This window comes from Pseudomonadota bacterium, from assembly GCA_011049115.1.
In the GTDB taxonomy this organism is placed as follows: Bacteria; Desulfobacterota; Anaeroferrophillalia; order Anaeroferrophillales; family Tharpellaceae; genus DSCM01.
In genome coordinates, this window is record DSCM01000053.1 from 1 (window position 1) to 16757 (window position 16757).

Below are 16757 nucleotides of genomic sequence, written 5' to 3' on the forward strand. Positions count from 1 at the left end.
AAATAAGTATTTTGTCCCTATATTTTTTCATAGATTTTTTCTTTATATCAGAATGGGATTTCCGACCGTGATTCCGGGGGAGCCGTAACGGCGAGCGGCCAGTAACAGGGTCGCCGCCCGGTCCGAGTCGCGCGGGTGAAGGAAGAGCAGTTCCTTGGGCTCAAGTTGAACCCTCTGCAGCTTGGTGAAAAGTTCGCTCAGTCGTTCGGCCGGAAAGATCAGAAAAAAGGTGCCTCGGTTTTTGAGGAAACGGGAAACCGCGGCCAGCAGTTCGTCGAGGTCGCCGGCGATCTCGTGACGGGCAAGGCGTTTCTGAGGGCATTGGTTCAGGCGGCCGGCGGCCGCCGGGTAGTATGGCGGATTACAGACGATGAACTCAAAACGGTTCTGGAATTCGTGTCGTTTCGCCGTTTCACGGTAGTCATCGGTAATGATGCGAATGCGGTCGGCCAAATGGTTGCGTTTGACGTTGGCGGCCGCCAGGTCGGCCAGATCGGACTGAATTTCGAGGCCGGTAAAGTTGAGCCCGGGCAGGGCCCGGGCCAGAAGCAGCGGCAGAATCCCGACGCCGGTGCCCAAGTCGAGGGCTTCCCCGGCGGGGGCGCAGATCCCTTTCTCAAGCCGACTGCGCACGAAACGAAAAAGATGAAAAGGATCCTGGTTGTAGCGGTAACCCTTTTTCGGCTGTTCGATAAGCAGGTCGACGCCGGGAGGGCTTTCCAGGGTGGTCTTCTTGATCGTCAAGGTTCTCGGTTTCTTATTCGAGGTGGTTGATAACCAGGCCGCTGGCCAGCTTGGGATAGAAAAAGGTTGATTTTTGCGGCATTTTCTCACCTTCCCGGGCAACTTCCCGAACCTGCTTAATCAAGGTGGACTTGAGCAGAATCGCGATCTGGGCGTCGCCGCGCGCCACCGCGGCCAGGGCTTCGCCGGCATCCTGGGTGTAGCGGATATAACTTTGTTGTTCCATGTCGGCCGCGCTGATGCCGAGAATATGTCCGAAAACCAGCTGTTGCAGCACTGAAACATCAAGCGCGGCCAGGGCGCGCGGCAGCTGTCCGAGAATTTCGGCCGCGGGTTCCGGTTTCAGGGTCAGCAGCAAAGGTTGTTCAAGGTTGCCGGCCGCCAAAATAAAGCTTGAGTGGGCGCCGCGTTGTTCAAGTCGGGCCAGGAGCTCTGTGACCGGAGTCGGGTCGGCCGGCTTTTCCAGAGTGAAATAGGTTTTCAGTCTCCGCCGCAGCTCCTCGGTTGCCGGCAGGGGGAAATTTGAGAGCAGGCGATGGGTTGGTAAAATGGCCAGGCCGGGGCTTGACATGCTGGAAAAATAACTCATGACGTAATCCCAGGGCCGGTTGTGATCCTGGTTGTCGGGATGGGCGGCATTCATTTCCTGCTGGTAAAGCAAGGCGGTTTCATAGCGATGGTGGCCGTCGGCGATAAAAATTTCCCGGTCTTGAAGATGCTTCTGGGCGGCGGCGATGGCCTTTTTGTCGGTAATGCGCCAGAGCCGCCGCGTGACGCCCTCATCGTCCGTGAAGGTCAGCATGGGTTCGGCGGAACGCGCCTGTTGCAGGGTCTTTTCCAGGGTGTTGCGCTCGTCTTCGTAGAGGGTGAAAATCTGGCTGAAGTTGGCCCGGCAATGGCGGGTCAGTTGCAGGCGGTCTTCCTTGGGGGCGCGCATGGTTTTTTCATGGGGGCGCACCGTGTTTTTTCCCGCTTCAAGTTTAAAGCGGCCGATAAAGCCCCGCCGGCAGTAGTTTTTGCCCAGAGCAGTGAATTCCTCTTCGAGGTCGTAAAGCGCCGGTGTGGTATCGCTGATCAGAATTTTGTCGGCCAGCCATTGCCTGAAGGTGGTCGCGGCGTCGGCGAATTCACTCTCGGGGCGACTGCCGCCCATCTCCTGGGCCGCCTTGCCGAGAATCAGGCGGATGATATTGTAGGGGTTGCGCTTTTCGAGAGCGGATTTGCCGGCGGCAGTGATGACGTCATAGGGCGGCGCCGTTACCGCCGCCATGTCGTCGATCAGTTCAGGATTGTAAAAGATGCCGTTGAAAGCCTCGATCTGGGGCATGGAAATTCTCCGGTTGTGTCTGAAGGTTTGAGTTGATCTCGTTTTTATTTCAATTCAGGCCGTTGCGATTTCAGCCACCCAGAATATCCAGGGCTCCGACCACGAAAAGAATAATGCTGACATAGCCGTTGACCGTGAAAAAGGCGGTGTCGATGCGGCTGAGGTCGTCCGGGCTTAAAAGCTCGTGTTCATAATGAAGCAGGGCGGCAACCACCAGCAGAGCGCAAAAGAAAAGCCAGTCCAGTGCCGGCGTTATGAGAAAGATAACAAACAGGGCCCCGAGCATGAGCAGGTGCAGCTTGCGCGCCAGTGTCAGCGTGGCTGCGACGCCGATGGCGGCGGGGATTGATTTGAGCCCGACGCTTTGGTCGAAGTCGATATCCTGCAGAGCGTAAAGCAGATCAAAACCGCTGACCCAGCAGCCGACCGCCAGCCCCAGAATCAGCGGGGTCGGGGCGAGGGCGCCGGTCACCGCGATCCAGGCGCCGAGAGGAGCCAGGGCCAGGCAGAAGCCAAGAATGTAATGGGTGTGGGGGGTAAAACGTTTTGCCAGGGAGTAGGAGGTCAGAATTATGATAATGTAGGGCGCCAGGTGCAGGCAGAGCGGATTGAGGGCGGCGGCGGCCAGAATGAAAACCAGATAACTGAGCATGGTCAGCCACAGAACCTGGCGGATGGTAATCAGGCCGGCGGGCAGGGCGCGGTCGCGGGTGCGGGGGTTTTTCGCGTCAAAGCCGGCATCCAGCAGGCGATTGGCGCCCATGGCTCCGGTTCGGGCGCCGGCCATGGCGACGATAATCCAGAAGATCTTCCAGATTCCCGGCAGGCCGTCAGCCGCCAGCATGGCGGCCAAAAGAGCAAAAGGCAGGGCGAAAATCGTATGAGAGAACTTGACCATTTCCAGAAAAGTGCGTATCTGAGGCTTGGTTTCTTTGCGGACGGCTTGCTTTTCCATGTTCTTTGTCCTCAAAAAAAAGAATTGTAATGATTCGGTCCCGGGTCTGGGGAAAATGGGTTGTTCCGGGGTCGTTGGCTTAAGACCTGGATTCCCCGGATGACCTGATGGGCTGAATAGTTACAAAAGGGATTTGCCTTTTTGGTTCAGCCGTGCGGGCCGGAATCGGTTACTGTCCGGGACTTGTCCGGTCTTGACGACCGAGCCCCTTTACTCTATTTGGCGTGATGTTGCAAGGGCTGTTTTGCCTGGCCGGGGTTCATCGTCCGGGTTTTCAGTCTTGAGATATTATCGTTTTACGGTTGCTTGCAGGTCGGGAGTTGATGATGGCGGATTTGGCGGTTTCAATGGGGGATCCGGCCGGGGTCGGACCCGAGGTCACGGTTCGGGCCCTGGCGCGGCAGACACCGGAACAGCGTCGGGAGATTGTGGTGGTGGGCGAAGCGGCTTGGTTGCGCCGGGTTGCCGAGCGGCTCGGCGGCGCCGCCCGAAGCCTGGTTTTTGCTGAAACTGGAGGCGGCGAAGCGGATTTAGGCGCCGGGGGTTCGGCTGAGATTGTCAGGGTCAGCAATCCTCTGGCCCGGGCGCTGCCGGCGCTGCTTTTGGGGCTTGATCACGCGGCTTTCGGCGAGGCTTCGTTTCGCTACGTCGAACGTGGAGTGGAACTGGTGCGTCAGGGCCGTTGCCGCGCTCTGACCACCGCTCCGATTTCAAAACATGCCTGGCATCTGGCCGGTCATAATTATCCCGGGCATACCGAACTGCTGGGCGAGCTGGCCGGGGTCGCGGCTGTCGGCATGATGTTCTGGGGCCGTCGGCTGAAGGTTCTGCTGGCGACGACTCATATTCCCCTGGCCCGGGTGGCGGAGGCCCTGACCCCTGATCTGCTGCGCGACAAGGTGCTGATGCTGCATGCTTTCATGGGGAAAATCGGAATGGCCGGGGAGATCGGGGTGGCGGCCTTGAATCCGCATGCCGGCGAACGGGGGGCCTTCGGCGATGAGGATGATCGTCTCTTGCGTCCGGTGTTGGCGGAGCTGCGGCGCGAAGGAGTGCCGGTGTCCGGTCCGGTGCCGGCGGACACGCTTTTTTATCAAGCCTTGCAGGGGCGCTATGCGGTGGTGGTCGCGCTCTATCATGATCAGGGGCTGGCGCCGTTCAAGATGCTCCATTTCCATGACGGGGTGAATCTGTCTCTGGGTTTGCCTTTTTTCAGGACTTCCGCTGATCATGGTACGGCGTTTGATATTTCTCGTGATTTTATCGCCGACAGTCGCAGTATGGAAGAGGCGCTGGATCTGGCCCGCAGATTGTCAAGTAATTATTAAAATATTTTGTTTTAGCATTATTATAAATCCGTTTTGCCGGGCGCATGAAAAGCTTGACAGTGGTTTTTTTTTCGGCTATAACGCTTGCCGTGTAACTTTTTTTTAAGCTGCTGTTTGTTTGTGGCAGGCGCCACTTCGCAGTATTTTTTATTCAGGGTTTGATGCGGCGGGCAAGGGGGCTCGGATGATGGTTAAAAGGGAAAAATCAAATTATATAATTCAGGCCGTGGTGCACGCCCTGTCATTGCTTGAAGAATTCAGCGGGGATGTCGACGAACTTGGGGTCACTGAGCTCAGTAAGCGCCTTAAACTGCATAAAAACAACGTGTTTCGTTTGTTGGCGACGCTGGAGGAAAAGGGTTATATCGAGCAGAATAAAATCACCGAAAATTATCGTCTGGGCATCAAAAGTCTGGAGTTGGGGCAGACCTTTATTCGGCAGATGGGGGTTCTGCGTCAGGCCCATCCGGTGATGGAAAAGCTTTGCAAGGATTTACGCGAGAACGTTTATGTCGGGGTGATCCGCAATCATAATGTGGTTTATCTGGACGTGGTTGAGTCGGATCAGGCGGTGCGGGTGGTTTCCCGGGTCGGCTCGCAGCTGCCGGTCTGGTGTTCCGCCATCGGCAAGGCGCAGGTCGCCTCGATGAATGCCGGAGAACTGGAAAAGATTCTGCCTCCGGTCAAGAACTGGGAGGCCTGTACGCCCAAATCAATTCGGGACAAGGATGCTTTTTTTAGTGAACTGGAGCGGATTCAGGGGCAGGGCTACGCCATCGATGACGAGGAATATGATCATGACGTCAAATGCGTCGGGGCCGCGATCCGTGACTATACTAAAAGGGTGGTGGCCGGGATCAGTGTTTCCGGGCCTTCTTTCCGGTTGACGGATGAATGCATCCAGAATAAGGTCGCGCCGGCGGTCAAACAGGCGGCGGCTGAAATTTCCCGTCGTCTCGGTTATGAAATCACCCTGCAGATCGAAGAAAAAAGCGGGCCGGCATCCGTGTGACCGCTGGCGGAGTTGCAGCTTGCAAAGCATCCTCAGGGGTGAAACTCCGAGGATGTTTTGCTGAAAATGTGTAACCCCGGTAAGGGCCGTGTCAGCAGCTCACAGTTTAGATTGGTTTGAAAAATCAAGTCAATGCAGGGTGAGGGAGCTTGTTCTCAGGCCGCAATAGCCGTTAGGGGCCGGCGGCTTGCTTCGCGTTGAGCTTATGTTTTGGTCCGGTTTCGCTGATGTTCTGAAAAAAAAGTTGTTTTTAACGCCTTGGCGGGTGCAAGTTGAATAAGCCGTCGGCCGCAGGCCATGTCTATATTCATTTACCGTTCTGTCACTCGCGTTGCTCTTATTGTTCCTTTGTCTCGGTCGCCGTTGATCGGGTTCCGGAAGCCGAATACCTGGAGGCTCTGCTGGCCGAGCTTGATTGTCGCCGCCGGCTTTTCCCCGAGCTTTTCCACCCTCTTGCCAGCCTTTATTTCGGCGGCGGTACGCCGTCGCTTTTTTCGCCCTCTTTTTTTTCCAAGATTATCGAGTATCTGAGTGAGACCCCGGGGTTTGCCGAAGACTTCGAAATTACGCTGGAAGCCAATCCCGCCGATGTCGAGCTTTGGCGGATGGAAGGCTATCGCGCTGCCGGGGTCAACCGGGTAAGTCTGGGCGTGCAGACCTTTGACGAGCGGGGTTTGAAAATCCTGGGCCGTCGGCATGATGCCGAGAGCGCGGTTCAGGCAATCTCCGTATTACGTCGGGCCGGATTCGAGAATCTGAGTTTTGACCTGATCTATGCCTGGCCGGAACAAGAAATCAGTCAGCTGGAGGTCGATCTTGAACGATTGGTTTCCCTCGCGCCCGAACATGTTTCCGCCTATGTTCTCTCGCTGGAACCGGGGACTCAAATGAAGGCCGAGGTCGCGGCGGGCCGCTTGCGGTCTTTAAGCGAAGCCGTCCAGCGGGAAATGATGGAACTGGTGAGTCGCCGCCTGGAAAGGGGAGGGCTGCGGCGGTATGAAGTTTCGAACTATGCCCGGGAGCGAAAGTTTCAGGCGCAACACAACCTGGCTTGTTGGCGGATGCGGGATTTCATCGGGCTTGGCGCCGGGGCCTGCGGTAATTGGAAAGGCCGCCGTCATCAGGATTCGTGGGCCGAGCACTATTGCAATCTGGCCGATCCTTTTTTGTATATGGAAAAGCTCGCCGCCTGGCGTCGGGCCGCGGCGGCGGGTTTAGGTTTTCGACCCGAGGACCGGCTTTGGTCGGCGGTCGGCCGGGAGAGTTCCTGGAGCGAGACCGAAACCGTGGACCGCGAGGTTTCTTTTTCGGAAAGTCTGATGATGGGTCTGCGCCTGCGTCAGGGGGTTGAACTGGCTGAGCTTAAGGACGAGTTTGGCTGCGAATTGGTAGCCGACCTGCTGTCGCGGGCCCGTCCGCTCGAGTTGGAAGGTCTGCTGGCCCGCGACCGGCATGCTCTTAAAATAACCGACCAGGGTCTTTTTTTAAGTGACTCTATCCTGGCATTTCTGTTATGAAGATGGGGCTGAAGAGTTGCATTTCAGATAAAATTTCAGACGGAGAGATATAGGCATGAGCGCAAACGCCCGGCAGGCAATGACGGAATTTAAGGTAGACACGGAAAATCTTTATCGGGAAGAAAGCGTGACCGATCTCAAGGTCGCCTCGATCAGGGTTCTGATCCCGATTCACCCCGACGGCAGAGATGAGCTCGATCGCGACCGGGTCTATGTCGGCAGCACCCAGTTGATGTCGCCCGAAGGCCCGATACCGCTGCAGGCGCCGCTGCCCGCGGAGACTCTGGAGGAGGCGATGGCGGTTTTTCCCGAGGCGATGGCGGTTTTTCCCGAGGCGATGCGCCGGGCCCTGAACGACATGGTCGAAAAAAATCAAGGAAATGCAACAACAGCAGAAAATGCAGAGTATGGAAAAATCACGGATTATCATTCCCGGTCGCTGAGTCGGCCGCCGCTGAAAAATTTGGTCGGGTAAAAAATTGGCCGCCGATTAATCGTTGGGCTGAGTTGTGGTGCCGGATTGATAAGGCCGGTTGTCTCGCGTCGTTGGCGGAGGGGGCTGGAGGAAATTTATGAAAATCGCCAACCGTCTGAGTTCCCTGGTGGGAGCGACCCCGCTTTTGCGCCTTGATTTTTTAAGCCGCGAGAGCGGCGCGGAAGTGGTCGCCAAACTGGAGGCTTTTAACCCGCTTTCCAGTATCAAGGATCGGCTTGCGGTCGCCATGATTGATGCCGCCGAGGCGGACGGCGAATTGCTTCCCGGCGGTCTGATTATCGAGCCGACCAGTGGTAACACGGGTGTCGGCCTGGCCTTTGTCGCCGCCGAACGGGGTTATGGCCTGCTGCTGACCATGCCGGAGACGATGAGCCTGGAACGGCGCCGCTTGTTGTGGGCCTTGGGGGCGAAGCTGGTTCTGACTCCCGGTCCTGAAGGTATGAAAGGGGCCATCGCCGAAGCTTGTCGGTTGCAAGGGCAGAACCCCGGCAGCTTCATGCCGCAGCAATTTACCAACCCCGCCAATCCTGAATGCCATCGCCGAACCACCGCGCTTGAAATCTGGCGTGATTGCGGCGGCCGGATCGATTTTCTGGTGGCCGGGGTCGGAACCGGCGGGACGATTACCGGGTGCGGCGAGGTGCTTAAGGAAAAAAAGCCCGGGCTTAGGGTGATCGCGGTCGAGCCGGCGGAGTCGGCCGTGCTCTCCGGAGGCGAGCCCGGACCGCATCGCATTCAGGGGATCGGAGCCGGTTTCGTGCCGCCGGTGCTGAATCCGGCGGTCGTCGATGAAATCGTTAAAATATCCAGTGACGAAGCCGCCGCCATGACGCGCCGCTTGGCGACCGGCATGGGGCTGTTGGTCGGCATTTCCTCCGGCGCCGCCGCCTGCGCCGCCCTGAAAATCGCCGGCCGTCCCGAAAGCCGGGGGAAAATGATAATTGTGATCTTTCCCGACAGCGGCGAGCGCTATCTTTCCGGCGAGCTTTTCGCAAACGGCGCGGGCAAGGATGAAGGCCGTTCGATGAGTCGTCACGTGGTTCAGGGTGACAATCTTTGTCACCCTGACTGACAAATCATGTCGCCTGGGGCCGTGAATGCGGTTTCGATAACGAGAGTCTGCTTTTTGTTTTGGCTTTGCAATGCAGGCTAAGGGGCTGTTTTCCTTGAGCAGAAAAAATTTTTCCGCTTTTTTACCTGAAAAGGTTGCCGTGGTATCAACCTTGCTGTATAGTAATGCAAAAGCAGTGGTATGAAGTGAGCGCTGACTGCTTGAACAAAAAGAATTTTGTTGGTCGGTTATTCATGTTCTAAAGGAATGTTTTTTTTAACCCGTAGATCTTTTAAGCAACGTTTGAAAAGGAGCAAAGTCATGAAGAAGACACGTAAGAACAACCAAGGTTTCACGCTTATCGAATTAATGATCGTCGTCGCCATCATCGGTATTCTGGCCGCCGTGGCGATCCCCATGTACAAAAACTATATTCAGAAGGCCAGGGTCGCGAGCACGGTAATTCCCACGATCCATGCAGTGCAGACCAATATCGCCGCTTACTATGCGACGCACGATGGCGAGTTGCCGACAGCAGATACTTTGCTTACGGCCTTTATCAAGGATGCCGACACTTCGGCGGTCGACTGGAATACCGCTAAAACCAGTGGTGCTACTTATCAGTTCACGGTGAATACTCTCTCCAGCGCTGTCGGAGACATCGCCAAAGCATACGGTACTACTTTGACGGCTACTCCTACGACCTCCGATGAGAAAATTACCGGATGGAAGCTGGGCGGCGCTTTTGGCGATGCCGTTGGACTCAAGTAAACTTTAAATCACATTTATTGACAAAAAAGGGATGCGGTGGCGTCCCTTTTTTGTTGGCACTCACCGATGTCGTTCCCGAGGCCAGAGCAATTTACCTGGACTGATTTGTTATGAAAAGAGATAGCCTGTATTGTCGGAGCGGTATTTTCTCGGGTCTTGCCCGTGAATCATTCCTGTTCTACGCAATCGCGTTCATCATCCTGCCGATCATGGCTTTTTCGGCCTATTCTAACACTTTCAATTCACCTCTGATTCTCGATGATTATCATAGTTTTATTGACGAACCTAAAATTTATATAGATACCTTTGACCGGAATTCACTGCTTAAATTGTCGGAGACCAAGTTTGGCCTAAAGCGCTATCTTCCCTTGCTAACATTTTCTCTAGATCATCTGCGTGGTCGGGGTCGTTTGTCCGTGTATCACTTTACGAACTTGACCATCCATATTTTCGCATATTTAATGCTTTTATTTCTGATCAGTACATTGTTTAAAGTATTTTCCATTGATAGTCCAAAACAAACCAAGATCCCTAACCTCGATATTCTCATTGTTTTCGTCTCCGGTATGTGGCTGTTATGTCCTGTGCAGACCAATGCCGTAACTTATGTTGTCCAGCGCATGACGGCTTTGATGAGTTTGTTTTATTTTTTGTCCGTGGCGGCGTATCTTTTTGCCCGCATCGACCTGGAAAAAAGACAAAAAACAAGCTTGAAATCCATGCTGTTTTTCGCGGTTTCCCTGATGTCGGCCGTTATGGCGTTCTTAAGTAAAGAAAATTCGGCGATGTTGCCGCTGATGTTGTTTGTATCAGAGTTGCTTTTTTTTCGCTCCACAAGAAGGAAATTAAGAACCTGGCTTGGCAACCGGAGAATTATGGTAGTCTTGAGTTTGGTCTCGGTTCTTGTTTTTGTGTTTGGGTACAAATTTCTTTTGCCCGGCATTCTCGATGGTTACGCCAGTCGTCATTTCTCATGGTCGGAGAGACTGATGACTGAAGCCCGGGTCGTGGTCACCTATTTTTCCCTTCTCTTACTGCCCCTGCCGTCTCGTTTAAATCTTGAGCATGATGTAATTGTTTCAACCGGAATATTCTCTCCACCGACTACCTTTTTTTCCATCATTTTTATTGTGGGCATGGTCTCGGCCGCATACTGGATGCCGGAACGGCAAACATTGCTGAAATTTGGTTTGGCTTGGTTTTTTATGAATCTTGTAATCGAGTCAAGCATCGTACCTCTTGAACTGATGTTTGAGCATCGCTTATATCTTCCTTCTGTGGGAATCTTTATCATTCTGGGCATTACGGTTTTTAGTCTGATCAAAAAAATTCGCGGAAATCTATCGGATGATAAGGTCAGAAAAATTCTGATTTCAATTGTTCTTCTGGTTTTTTCAGGTTTAACTTTGTTAACTTATCAACGTAATGTCGATTGGCGCAGTTCGGTTTCAATTTATCGTGATTGTGCTGAAAAAGCCCCCTTGAAAGCGAGAAATTACGCCGGGTTATCCAAGGCTTACAGTTCTGAAGGAAAGTATGAGGAGGCGATAGCGGCCGCTGAACAGGCGATCAGTCTTTCCCGGAAAAACTACGAGGAATACTGGGCTGCGGCATGTAATCTGCTGGCGGCTGAAATATCGGTAAACGGTTATCTCGGTGCAATTGCAAGAGGAGAAGCTCTGCTTGCCGGCGCCCCCAAGGAGGCAAAAAGAGATGCGTTGCCCTTTTTCCTTGGTAATCTAGGCATAGCCTATTTCAAGGTAGGAGAATACGAGAAAGCCATTTCCACGCTAAATGATTCTTTGCGATATTCATTGTTATTTAAAGACCAGTCCGCGACAGTCAAGACCATGGCGCGTTTATTTCTGGCCCATAAGAAACTTTTTGAAGAAAATAAGCAAATCAGTTCTAACCAAGAGTTTGAAAAATGTGCTAATGAATATGCAAGTTTAAAGCTGACAGACGTATTGATTGAATGTTGTGAGTTTGAGCGGGCTTTGAATGTCTGTCGCGCCGGCCTGAGTGCTAATGGTGAAAATTCTCAATTGAAAGCCAGGCTGGAAAACATAGAAAAAACCATTGCATCCAATAATCTGCAGAAAGATAAGGGAACCTTGCAGGAAAAATATTTTTTTAAGGCTTGGCACAGCTCTTCTCATTTTATGATGGGACTGATTTATTTTTTACAAAAATATAATTTCTCCTTGGATCCTTTGCTGGCGTATTGCTTTCACAACCTGGAGGAAAAAGATGTTTTTCCCGTAGACTTTAACTTACTGTATTCCTGGTATTTCTTTAAAAAAAACGACTATCTCACGGCCTTACAAAAAATAGAGGCGGCTTTATCCCTGGATCCATTTTATGCCCAGTTATGGGTTAATAAAGGAATGTATCTGCTGGCGATGGGTGAGCGGGATAAAGCCGGCCGGTCCCTCAAGAGAGCCTTGGAGCTTTTTCCGGCTTATCCTCAAAAAAATAAGGTTCTGGCCATGATACAGCTGGTTGATAGTGATGGTGAAGTAAGGTTCTGAGGTCTTGTTGTTTTTTAGCTCGGCCCTGTTTTTTATGGTGCATTTTTCTGGATTAATGTGGTTGCGGAGGGGAAAAATGAGTGAGAACAAAGCAGTTGATGGTTTTACCCTGGTTGAGTTGATGATTACCGTCGCTATCCTGGCCGTGTTGGCGGCCGTCGCCATTCCGTTGTATGCAAACTATGTCGACCGCGCCAAGCAGGCGGATGCGATTATCGGCCTGAAAGCGGCGCAGATGGCCCAGGAACAATTTTTCAGCGAGAATGGTGTTTATTCGAATACGATTGATATCCTGCCGGGTTTTGCCGATGCGTCGGTAAATAACTCCTATGTCAAGGGTGAATATACGCTCAGTGCGAACGCCACCACAGCGCCATCCTTTTCGATTGTGGCGGTCAGGGTTGTCGGTGGCGCGACCGATCGCTGGACGATCAGTCATACCAATATCGACCCGGTCTGTGATACCTCGGTGGCAGGGATTAAGGGGTATTCGGTTTTCAGATGGATCTTTGATTGAGGTCTTTTGCGCTTGAAATTGTCTGCGATAATACCGGCGGGCTGAGTTACTTTATAGAGGGATGTGAAAATCAATGGTGCAAGAGGCGGTGAAGGTTGCGGTTGTCGGCAGTGGTTACTGGGGGCGGAACCTGGTGCGTAATTTTTATCAATTGGGGGTTTTGGCTGCAGTCTGTGACAGAAGTCCTGAAAGTCTGCAATCTGTCAAACACAGTTTTCCGGAAGTTTTAGTCACCTCGTCATATGATCAGATTCTGTCTGATTCCTTTATTTCCGCTATCGCGATTGCCACCCCGGCGGAAATGCATTACCCGATGGTTTGTAAGGCCCTGGCTGCGGGCAAGGATGTTTTTGTAGAAAAACCTCTCAGTCTGACCGCCGACTATGGTGAAGATCTGGTTCGCAGAGCCTCGGCAGCTAAGGCCATCCTAATGGTCGGGCATTTGCTTTGGTATCATCCGGCCGTGCTTAAAATTAAAGAGATGATAGATGCCGGTTTACTGGGTCGTTTGCAATATATTTATTCAAACCGTCTCAACCTTGGCAAGATTCGTCGCGAGGAAAATATTTTATGGTCGTTCGCCCCGCACGACATTTCCGTAATTCTGGGGTTGGTTGGTGAAACTCCGGATCGGGTTACGGCTGGCGGTGGGAATTTTCTTAATCCCAGGCTTGCCGATGTAACTTTAAGCCAGCTGAGTTTTCCTTCTGGAGTACAGGCCCACATTTTTGTTTCCTGGCTGCACCCGTTTAAGGAACAGCGCCTGGTAGTTGTCGGTGAACGTTGCATGGTGGTTTTTAATGATACCGATCCTGATCCCGATAATAAATTGCTGCTCTATCCTCACACAATTGAATGGCGCGGGGTTGAGCCTGTACCATGTAAGGCTGCTGCGGAAAAAGTTCCTTTGCCGGCCGTAGAGCCGTTGCGTGAGGAACTCAAACATTTCCTTGCCTGTCTGGTGAGTCGCGAGCAACCTCGAACCGACGGGCTTGAGGGGGTTGCGGTGCTCAAAGTGCTGGAACAGTGCCAGTTGTCACTTTCGCGTGACCGCGAGCGCGGCAAGACAATAAATTATTCTACCTCCGCGCGGCTGGCATATGATATCCACCCTACCGCTGTAGTCGAAGAAGGAGTGACGATTGGAGCGGGCGTTAAAATATGGCACTTTTCTCACTTGATGAAAGGCTGTGAAATCGGGGAAAATTCGATCATCGGCCAGAATGTAGTGGTCGCTCCAAATGTCAAAGTTGGCCGAGGTTGTAAGATCCAGAACAACGTCAGTCTTTTTTCCGGGGTTGAGCTGGCGGATGAAGTTTTTCTCGGGCCGTCCATGGTTTTTACAAATGTTATCAATCCTCGAGCTCATATCTCCCGTAAACATGAGTTCCGGCGGACTCGAGTTGGTTATCGGGCCACGATTGGAGCCAACGCCACAGTTGTCTGTGGCAACGATATCGGCAGATACGCTTTTGTCGGCGCGGCCGCCGTGGTCACGCATGCGGTTCCGGACCATGCCCTGGTCTTGGGTAATCCGGCTCGCCAGGCGGGCTGGGTTTGTGATTGCAACCAGCGTCTGGTGTTCGAACAAGCACTGGCCTTATGCCCGGATTGTGGTCGACGTTTCCGCCTTGTCGCAGACCAGGTGTTTGAGATAAAAGAATAATTTTTGTTTATTTTACAGGTGTCAGGATGTTCGCGGACAAGACCATAGCCGTGGTTGTTCCGGCTTATAATGAGGAACTGCTGATTGCTAAAGTAATTAACAGTATGCCGGATTTTGTCGATCATATTGTGGTGGTTGATGATTGTAGTTTTGATCGGACGGTGGATGTTGTCAAAAAACTGGCACAGAACTTGCCGTCCCTGGTGTTGCTGTGCCATGAATCCAATCGTGGCGTAGGGGCCGCGATCGCCACTGGTTATATCTGGGCTCGTGATAATCAAATTGAAGTGACCGCCGTCATGGCGGCCGATTTCCAGATGGATCCGGCGGACTTGCCCCGCATTGTCGAGCCGGTTTGCCTTGGTGAGTGTGATTATGCTAAAGGAAACCGGCTCTTTCGGGGCGAATCATGGGACATGATTCCGCATTACCGCTATATCGGCAATTCCTTTCTGTCGCTGTTTACCAAAATTGCCTCCGGTTACTGGCATGTTGCCGATTCTCAAAGCGGTTACACCGCAATTTCTCTGATTGCCCTGCAGAGCATTGATCTTGAAAATATTTATCCCCGTTACGGAATGCCCAATGATTTACTGATCAAGCTGAATATCGGCTATTTCAGGGTGCGGGACATATCGATCCGGCCGGTTTACAACGTCGGTGAGAAATCCGGTATCAGAGTGCGCGAGGTGGTCTTTTCGATTTCATGGTTACTGGTTAAAGGTTTCTGGCGGCGCATGTTCGAAAAATACGTGATCCGAGATTTCCATCCGTTGCTTTTTTTCTATCTGATGGGTATGACGTTAACGCCGCTGGGATTCATTTTTGGGGGGTATTTAGCGTTGCTTCGAATCTTAGGTGCAGGTGTGGCAACGACCAGCGCCTTGTTTGCCGCCTTTCTTTTTGTCTCCGGTCTGCAATCACTGTTTTTTGCCATGTGGTTTGATATGGAATACAATAAGGAACTACGTTGATTTTAAATCAATGAATTTGTTTTGCGGTGCTGTTCTTGCGATAGGTGTTATATCTTGCCAAAAATTCTTTGTATTACTTCCAGCTTTCCTCAATTTAGAGAGGATTATGCAGGGTCTTTTGTCTATGCCTTAGCTAAAGATTTATCAGAATGTAATGACTTTGACATTGATGTTCTGACCCCGCATACCCCGAATTCACAGCCTGAAGAGACTTGGTCTAAAGTGAGAGTCTTTCGCTACAGATATTGGTGGCCGTTGTCTGGAGAAACTCTTTGTTCTCAAGGAAGTGCCTTAGTCAATCTTAAACAAGGGCTGCATCAGAAATTAAAATTATTTCCATTGATCTTTTTTCAGTTGTTGAATGGGATGTTTTTACAAATAAAGTATCGGTATGACGTTATTCATTGTCATTGGTTATTGCCACAAGGACTTATTGGGCTTGTAATTGCGAAAATTTTTAAATTACCGATTATTGTGACTATTCACGGAGGTGACGTTTTTCGCTTGAATGGCTGGCTTTTTAAGGTCATCAAAAGACTGGTGGTGTCTAATGTTTCATTTATAACGGTGAATAGTTCGGCTACTAAAAAAGCTGTTAACACTCTGGTTCAAAATCAAAAAAATATACAGTTGATACCTATGGGAGTGTCTGCCCCAGTCGCCGTAAGTGAGGATCGGAAATCGGAAATAAGAGAAAAATATGCTGTTGGTGAGGGGCCTTTGTTACTGTTTTTGGGGCGACTTGTTGAGGAAAAAGGTGTAGGTGATTTCTTGCATGCGGTTAAAATATTAGTCCAACAAAATATCAGTGTGAAAGCTTTAATCGTTGGTGAAGGGCAAGATAGAGATAGGTTTGAAAATTTATCAAAGTCATTAGAACTCGAAAATGTTGTTAAGTTTGTTGGGGGGGTTCCGCCAGCCAGGGTATATGACTACTACTCTGCTGCCGATATATTCATTGGACCATCTAAAATCTCTGATGATGGTTGGATAGAGGGTCAAGGTCTGACTTTTATTGAGGCCATGTTCTCAGGCACGCCAGTAGTCGCTACAGATTTAGGTGGAATAGCGGACACTATTACCAATCTTGAAACAGGTGTCCTGGTTCCTGGAAGTTGTCCTGAGAAGATTGCAGATGCTGTTAAAATGTTGTTGCAAGACAAAAGTTTATATGAATCTATCTCAATAAAGGCAAAGTCTTGTGTAGAAGCAAAATTTTCAAGAAAAGTTTCTGCTGTGTCGTTTGCCTCCTTAATAAACGATTGTCTTGCTCTGGTAAATAAGATGTAGTGTATCGAGGAATGAATAAAAAAAGTTACGACGAGTTAAAGCTGTTATATGGTTTGGATTACGTTAATGCGTTTGAGAAAATGCAGTCACCTGCTCGTCTTGAAAGGCTATATGATTATTTTGAATTGGAAGCAGGTTATGTGGTTGCAGACTTTGCTTGTGGAAATGGAATGTTGATGTCCTATCTTTCATCTAGGGTAAAGCATTATTTCGGTATTGATTTTTCAGAACATTTTGTGAAACAGGCCAACGATTCCAAAGATCGACTAATGATCAGTAACGCAACTTTTGTTTGTTCAGATATAGTTGATTTCTGTATTAATAATCCGGGAAAGTTTGATGTTGGTTTTGCTTTGGACTTTAGCGAGCATGTATATGACGATGAATGGTTGGAAATCCTAAGAGCCATTAAGTCATTACTAAAAATTGGTGGGAAATTATACTTGCACACGCCCAATGCTGATTACTTTATTGAGATAATGAAAAAATATAATTTCCTTATTCATTCATCAATTTGAAGAGCATGTTGCCGTTCGAACACCAGAGCAAAACATAAGTTTACTTGAAAAGGCTTTTTT

At 51.0% G+C, this 16757-nt stretch carries 14 protein-coding genes and 1 pseudogene; 12 read left to right on the forward strand and 3 right to left on the reverse strand.

Features of this window, described 5'->3' with window-relative positions; genetic code table 11:
- Window positions 1-42: 42 nt before the first annotated feature.
- The 3 genes from ENN66_04535 to ENN66_04545 form a co-directional block, all read right to left on the reverse strand.
- Window positions 43-846 (reverse strand): methyltransferase domain-containing protein, encoded by an 804-nt coding sequence (locus tag ENN66_04535; GenBank protein ID HDS15874.1) that lies wholly within the window; start codon window positions 844-846, stop codon window positions 43-45.
- Complete coding sequence (locus ENN66_04540; GenBank protein HDS15875.1) at window positions 758-2071, reverse strand: DUF1015 domain-containing protein; 1314 nt, start codon at window positions 2069-2071, stop codon at window positions 758-760. The genes ENN66_04535 and ENN66_04540 overlap by 89 nt, the downstream gene beginning before the upstream one ends.
- Before the next feature lie 70 nt (window positions 2072-2141).
- The gene (locus tag ENN66_04545; protein ID HDS15876.1) at window positions 2142-3026 is read right to left on the reverse strand and encodes a 4-hydroxybenzoate octaprenyltransferase; all 885 of its coding nucleotides are present in this window, start codon (window positions 3024-3026) and stop codon (window positions 2142-2144) included.
- Between the two features lie 323 nt (window positions 3027-3349).
- On the opposite strand from ENN66_04545, the gene pdxA reads away from it, so the two are divergent.
- The 12 genes and pseudogenes from pdxA to ENN66_04605 all read left to right on the forward strand — a co-directional run bounded on the left by pdxA (window position 3350) and on the right by ENN66_04605 (window position 16697).
- On the forward strand, window positions 3350-4354 hold the full coding sequence (pdxA, locus tag ENN66_04550; GenBank protein ID HDS15877.1) for a 4-hydroxythreonine-4-phosphate dehydrogenase PdxA: 1005 nt from the start codon (window positions 3350-3352) through the stop codon (window positions 4352-4354).
- Between the two features lie 187 nt (window positions 4355-4541).
- Complete coding sequence (locus tag ENN66_04555) at window positions 4542-5366, forward strand: IclR family transcriptional regulator (GenBank protein HDS15878.1); 825 nt, start codon at window positions 4542-4544, stop codon at window positions 5364-5366.
- 272 nt (window positions 5367-5638) lie between these two features.
- On the forward strand, window positions 5639-6883 hold the full coding sequence (gene hemW / locus ENN66_04560; GenBank protein ID HDS15879.1) for a radical SAM family heme chaperone HemW: 1245 nt from the start codon (window positions 5639-5641) through the stop codon (window positions 6881-6883).
- 55 nt (window positions 6884-6938) lie between these two features.
- Window positions 6939-7326 (forward strand): annotated as a pseudogene (locus ENN66_04565) (cytoplasmic protein).
- A gap of 129 nt (window positions 7327-7455) precedes the next feature.
- Entirely contained in the window at window positions 7456-8451 is a 996-nt protein-coding gene (gene cysK / locus ENN66_04570) for a cysteine synthase A (protein ID HDS15880.1), read from the forward strand.
- A gap of 300 nt (window positions 8452-8751) precedes the next feature.
- Complete coding sequence (locus ENN66_04575) at window positions 8752-9201, forward strand: prepilin-type N-terminal cleavage/methylation domain-containing protein (GenBank protein HDS15881.1); 450 nt, start codon at window positions 8752-8754, stop codon at window positions 9199-9201.
- Between the two features lie 110 nt (window positions 9202-9311).
- The gene (locus tag ENN66_04580) at window positions 9312-11732 is read left to right on the forward strand and encodes a tetratricopeptide repeat protein (GenBank protein ID HDS15882.1); all 2421 of its coding nucleotides are present in this window, start codon (window positions 9312-9314) and stop codon (window positions 11730-11732) included.
- 7 nt (window positions 11733-11739) lie between these two features.
- Complete coding sequence (locus tag ENN66_04585; protein ID HDS15883.1) at window positions 11740-12249, forward strand: prepilin-type N-terminal cleavage/methylation domain-containing protein; 510 nt, start codon at window positions 11740-11742, stop codon at window positions 12247-12249.
- 73 nt (window positions 12250-12322) lie between these two features.
- Window positions 12323-13915, forward strand: coding sequence for an oxidoreductase (locus ENN66_04590; GenBank protein HDS15884.1), 1593 nt, complete (start codon window positions 12323-12325; stop codon window positions 13913-13915).
- Between the two features lie 26 nt (window positions 13916-13941).
- Complete coding sequence (locus tag ENN66_04595) at window positions 13942-14889, forward strand: glycosyltransferase family 2 protein (protein HDS15885.1); 948 nt, start codon at window positions 13942-13944, stop codon at window positions 14887-14889.
- A 54-nt stretch (window positions 14890-14943) separates the two neighbouring features.
- A complete protein-coding gene (locus ENN66_04600) occupies window positions 14944-16179 on the forward strand; it encodes a glycosyltransferase family 4 protein (GenBank protein HDS15886.1) in 1236 nt (411 codons plus the stop codon).
- A gap of 11 nt (window positions 16180-16190) precedes the next feature.
- The gene (locus ENN66_04605) at window positions 16191-16697 is read left to right on the forward strand and encodes a class I SAM-dependent methyltransferase (protein ID HDS15887.1); all 507 of its coding nucleotides are present in this window, start codon (window positions 16191-16193) and stop codon (window positions 16695-16697) included.
- Window positions 16698-16757 lie beyond the last annotated feature (60 nt).

Excerpts from the sequence above, each read along its gene's own strand:
- ENN66_04540 (HDS15875.1), bottom strand. The coding sequence starts at position 2,071 with ATGCCCCAGATCGAGGCTTTCAACGGCATCTTTTACAATCCTGAACTG.
- ENN66_04545 (HDS15876.1), bottom strand. The coding sequence starts at position 3,026 with ATGGAAAAGCAAGCCGTCCGCAAAGAAACCAAGCCTCAGATACGCACT.
- pdxA (HDS15877.1), top strand. The coding sequence starts at position 3,350 with ATGATGGCGGATTTGGCGGTTTCAATGGGGGATCCGGCCGGGGTCGGA.
- ENN66_04555 (HDS15878.1), top strand. The coding sequence starts at position 4,542 with ATGGTTAAAAGGGAAAAATCAAATTATATAATTCAGGCCGTGGTGCAC.
- cysK (HDS15880.1), top strand. The coding sequence starts at position 7,456 with ATGAAAATCGCCAACCGTCTGAGTTCCCTGGTGGGAGCGACCCCGCTT.
- ENN66_04575 (HDS15881.1), top strand. The coding sequence starts at position 8,752 with ATGAAGAAGACACGTAAGAACAACCAAGGTTTCACGCTTATCGAATTA.
- ENN66_04580 (HDS15882.1), top strand. The coding sequence starts at position 9,312 with ATGAAAAGAGATAGCCTGTATTGTCGGAGCGGTATTTTCTCGGGTCTT.
- ENN66_04590 (HDS15884.1), top strand. The coding sequence starts at position 12,323 with ATGGTGCAAGAGGCGGTGAAGGTTGCGGTTGTCGGCAGTGGTTACTGG.
- ENN66_04595 (HDS15885.1), top strand. The coding sequence starts at position 13,942 with ATGTTCGCGGACAAGACCATAGCCGTGGTTGTTCCGGCTTATAATGAG.
- ENN66_04605 (HDS15887.1), top strand. The coding sequence starts at position 16,191 with ATGAATAAAAAAAGTTACGACGAGTTAAAGCTGTTATATGGTTTGGAT.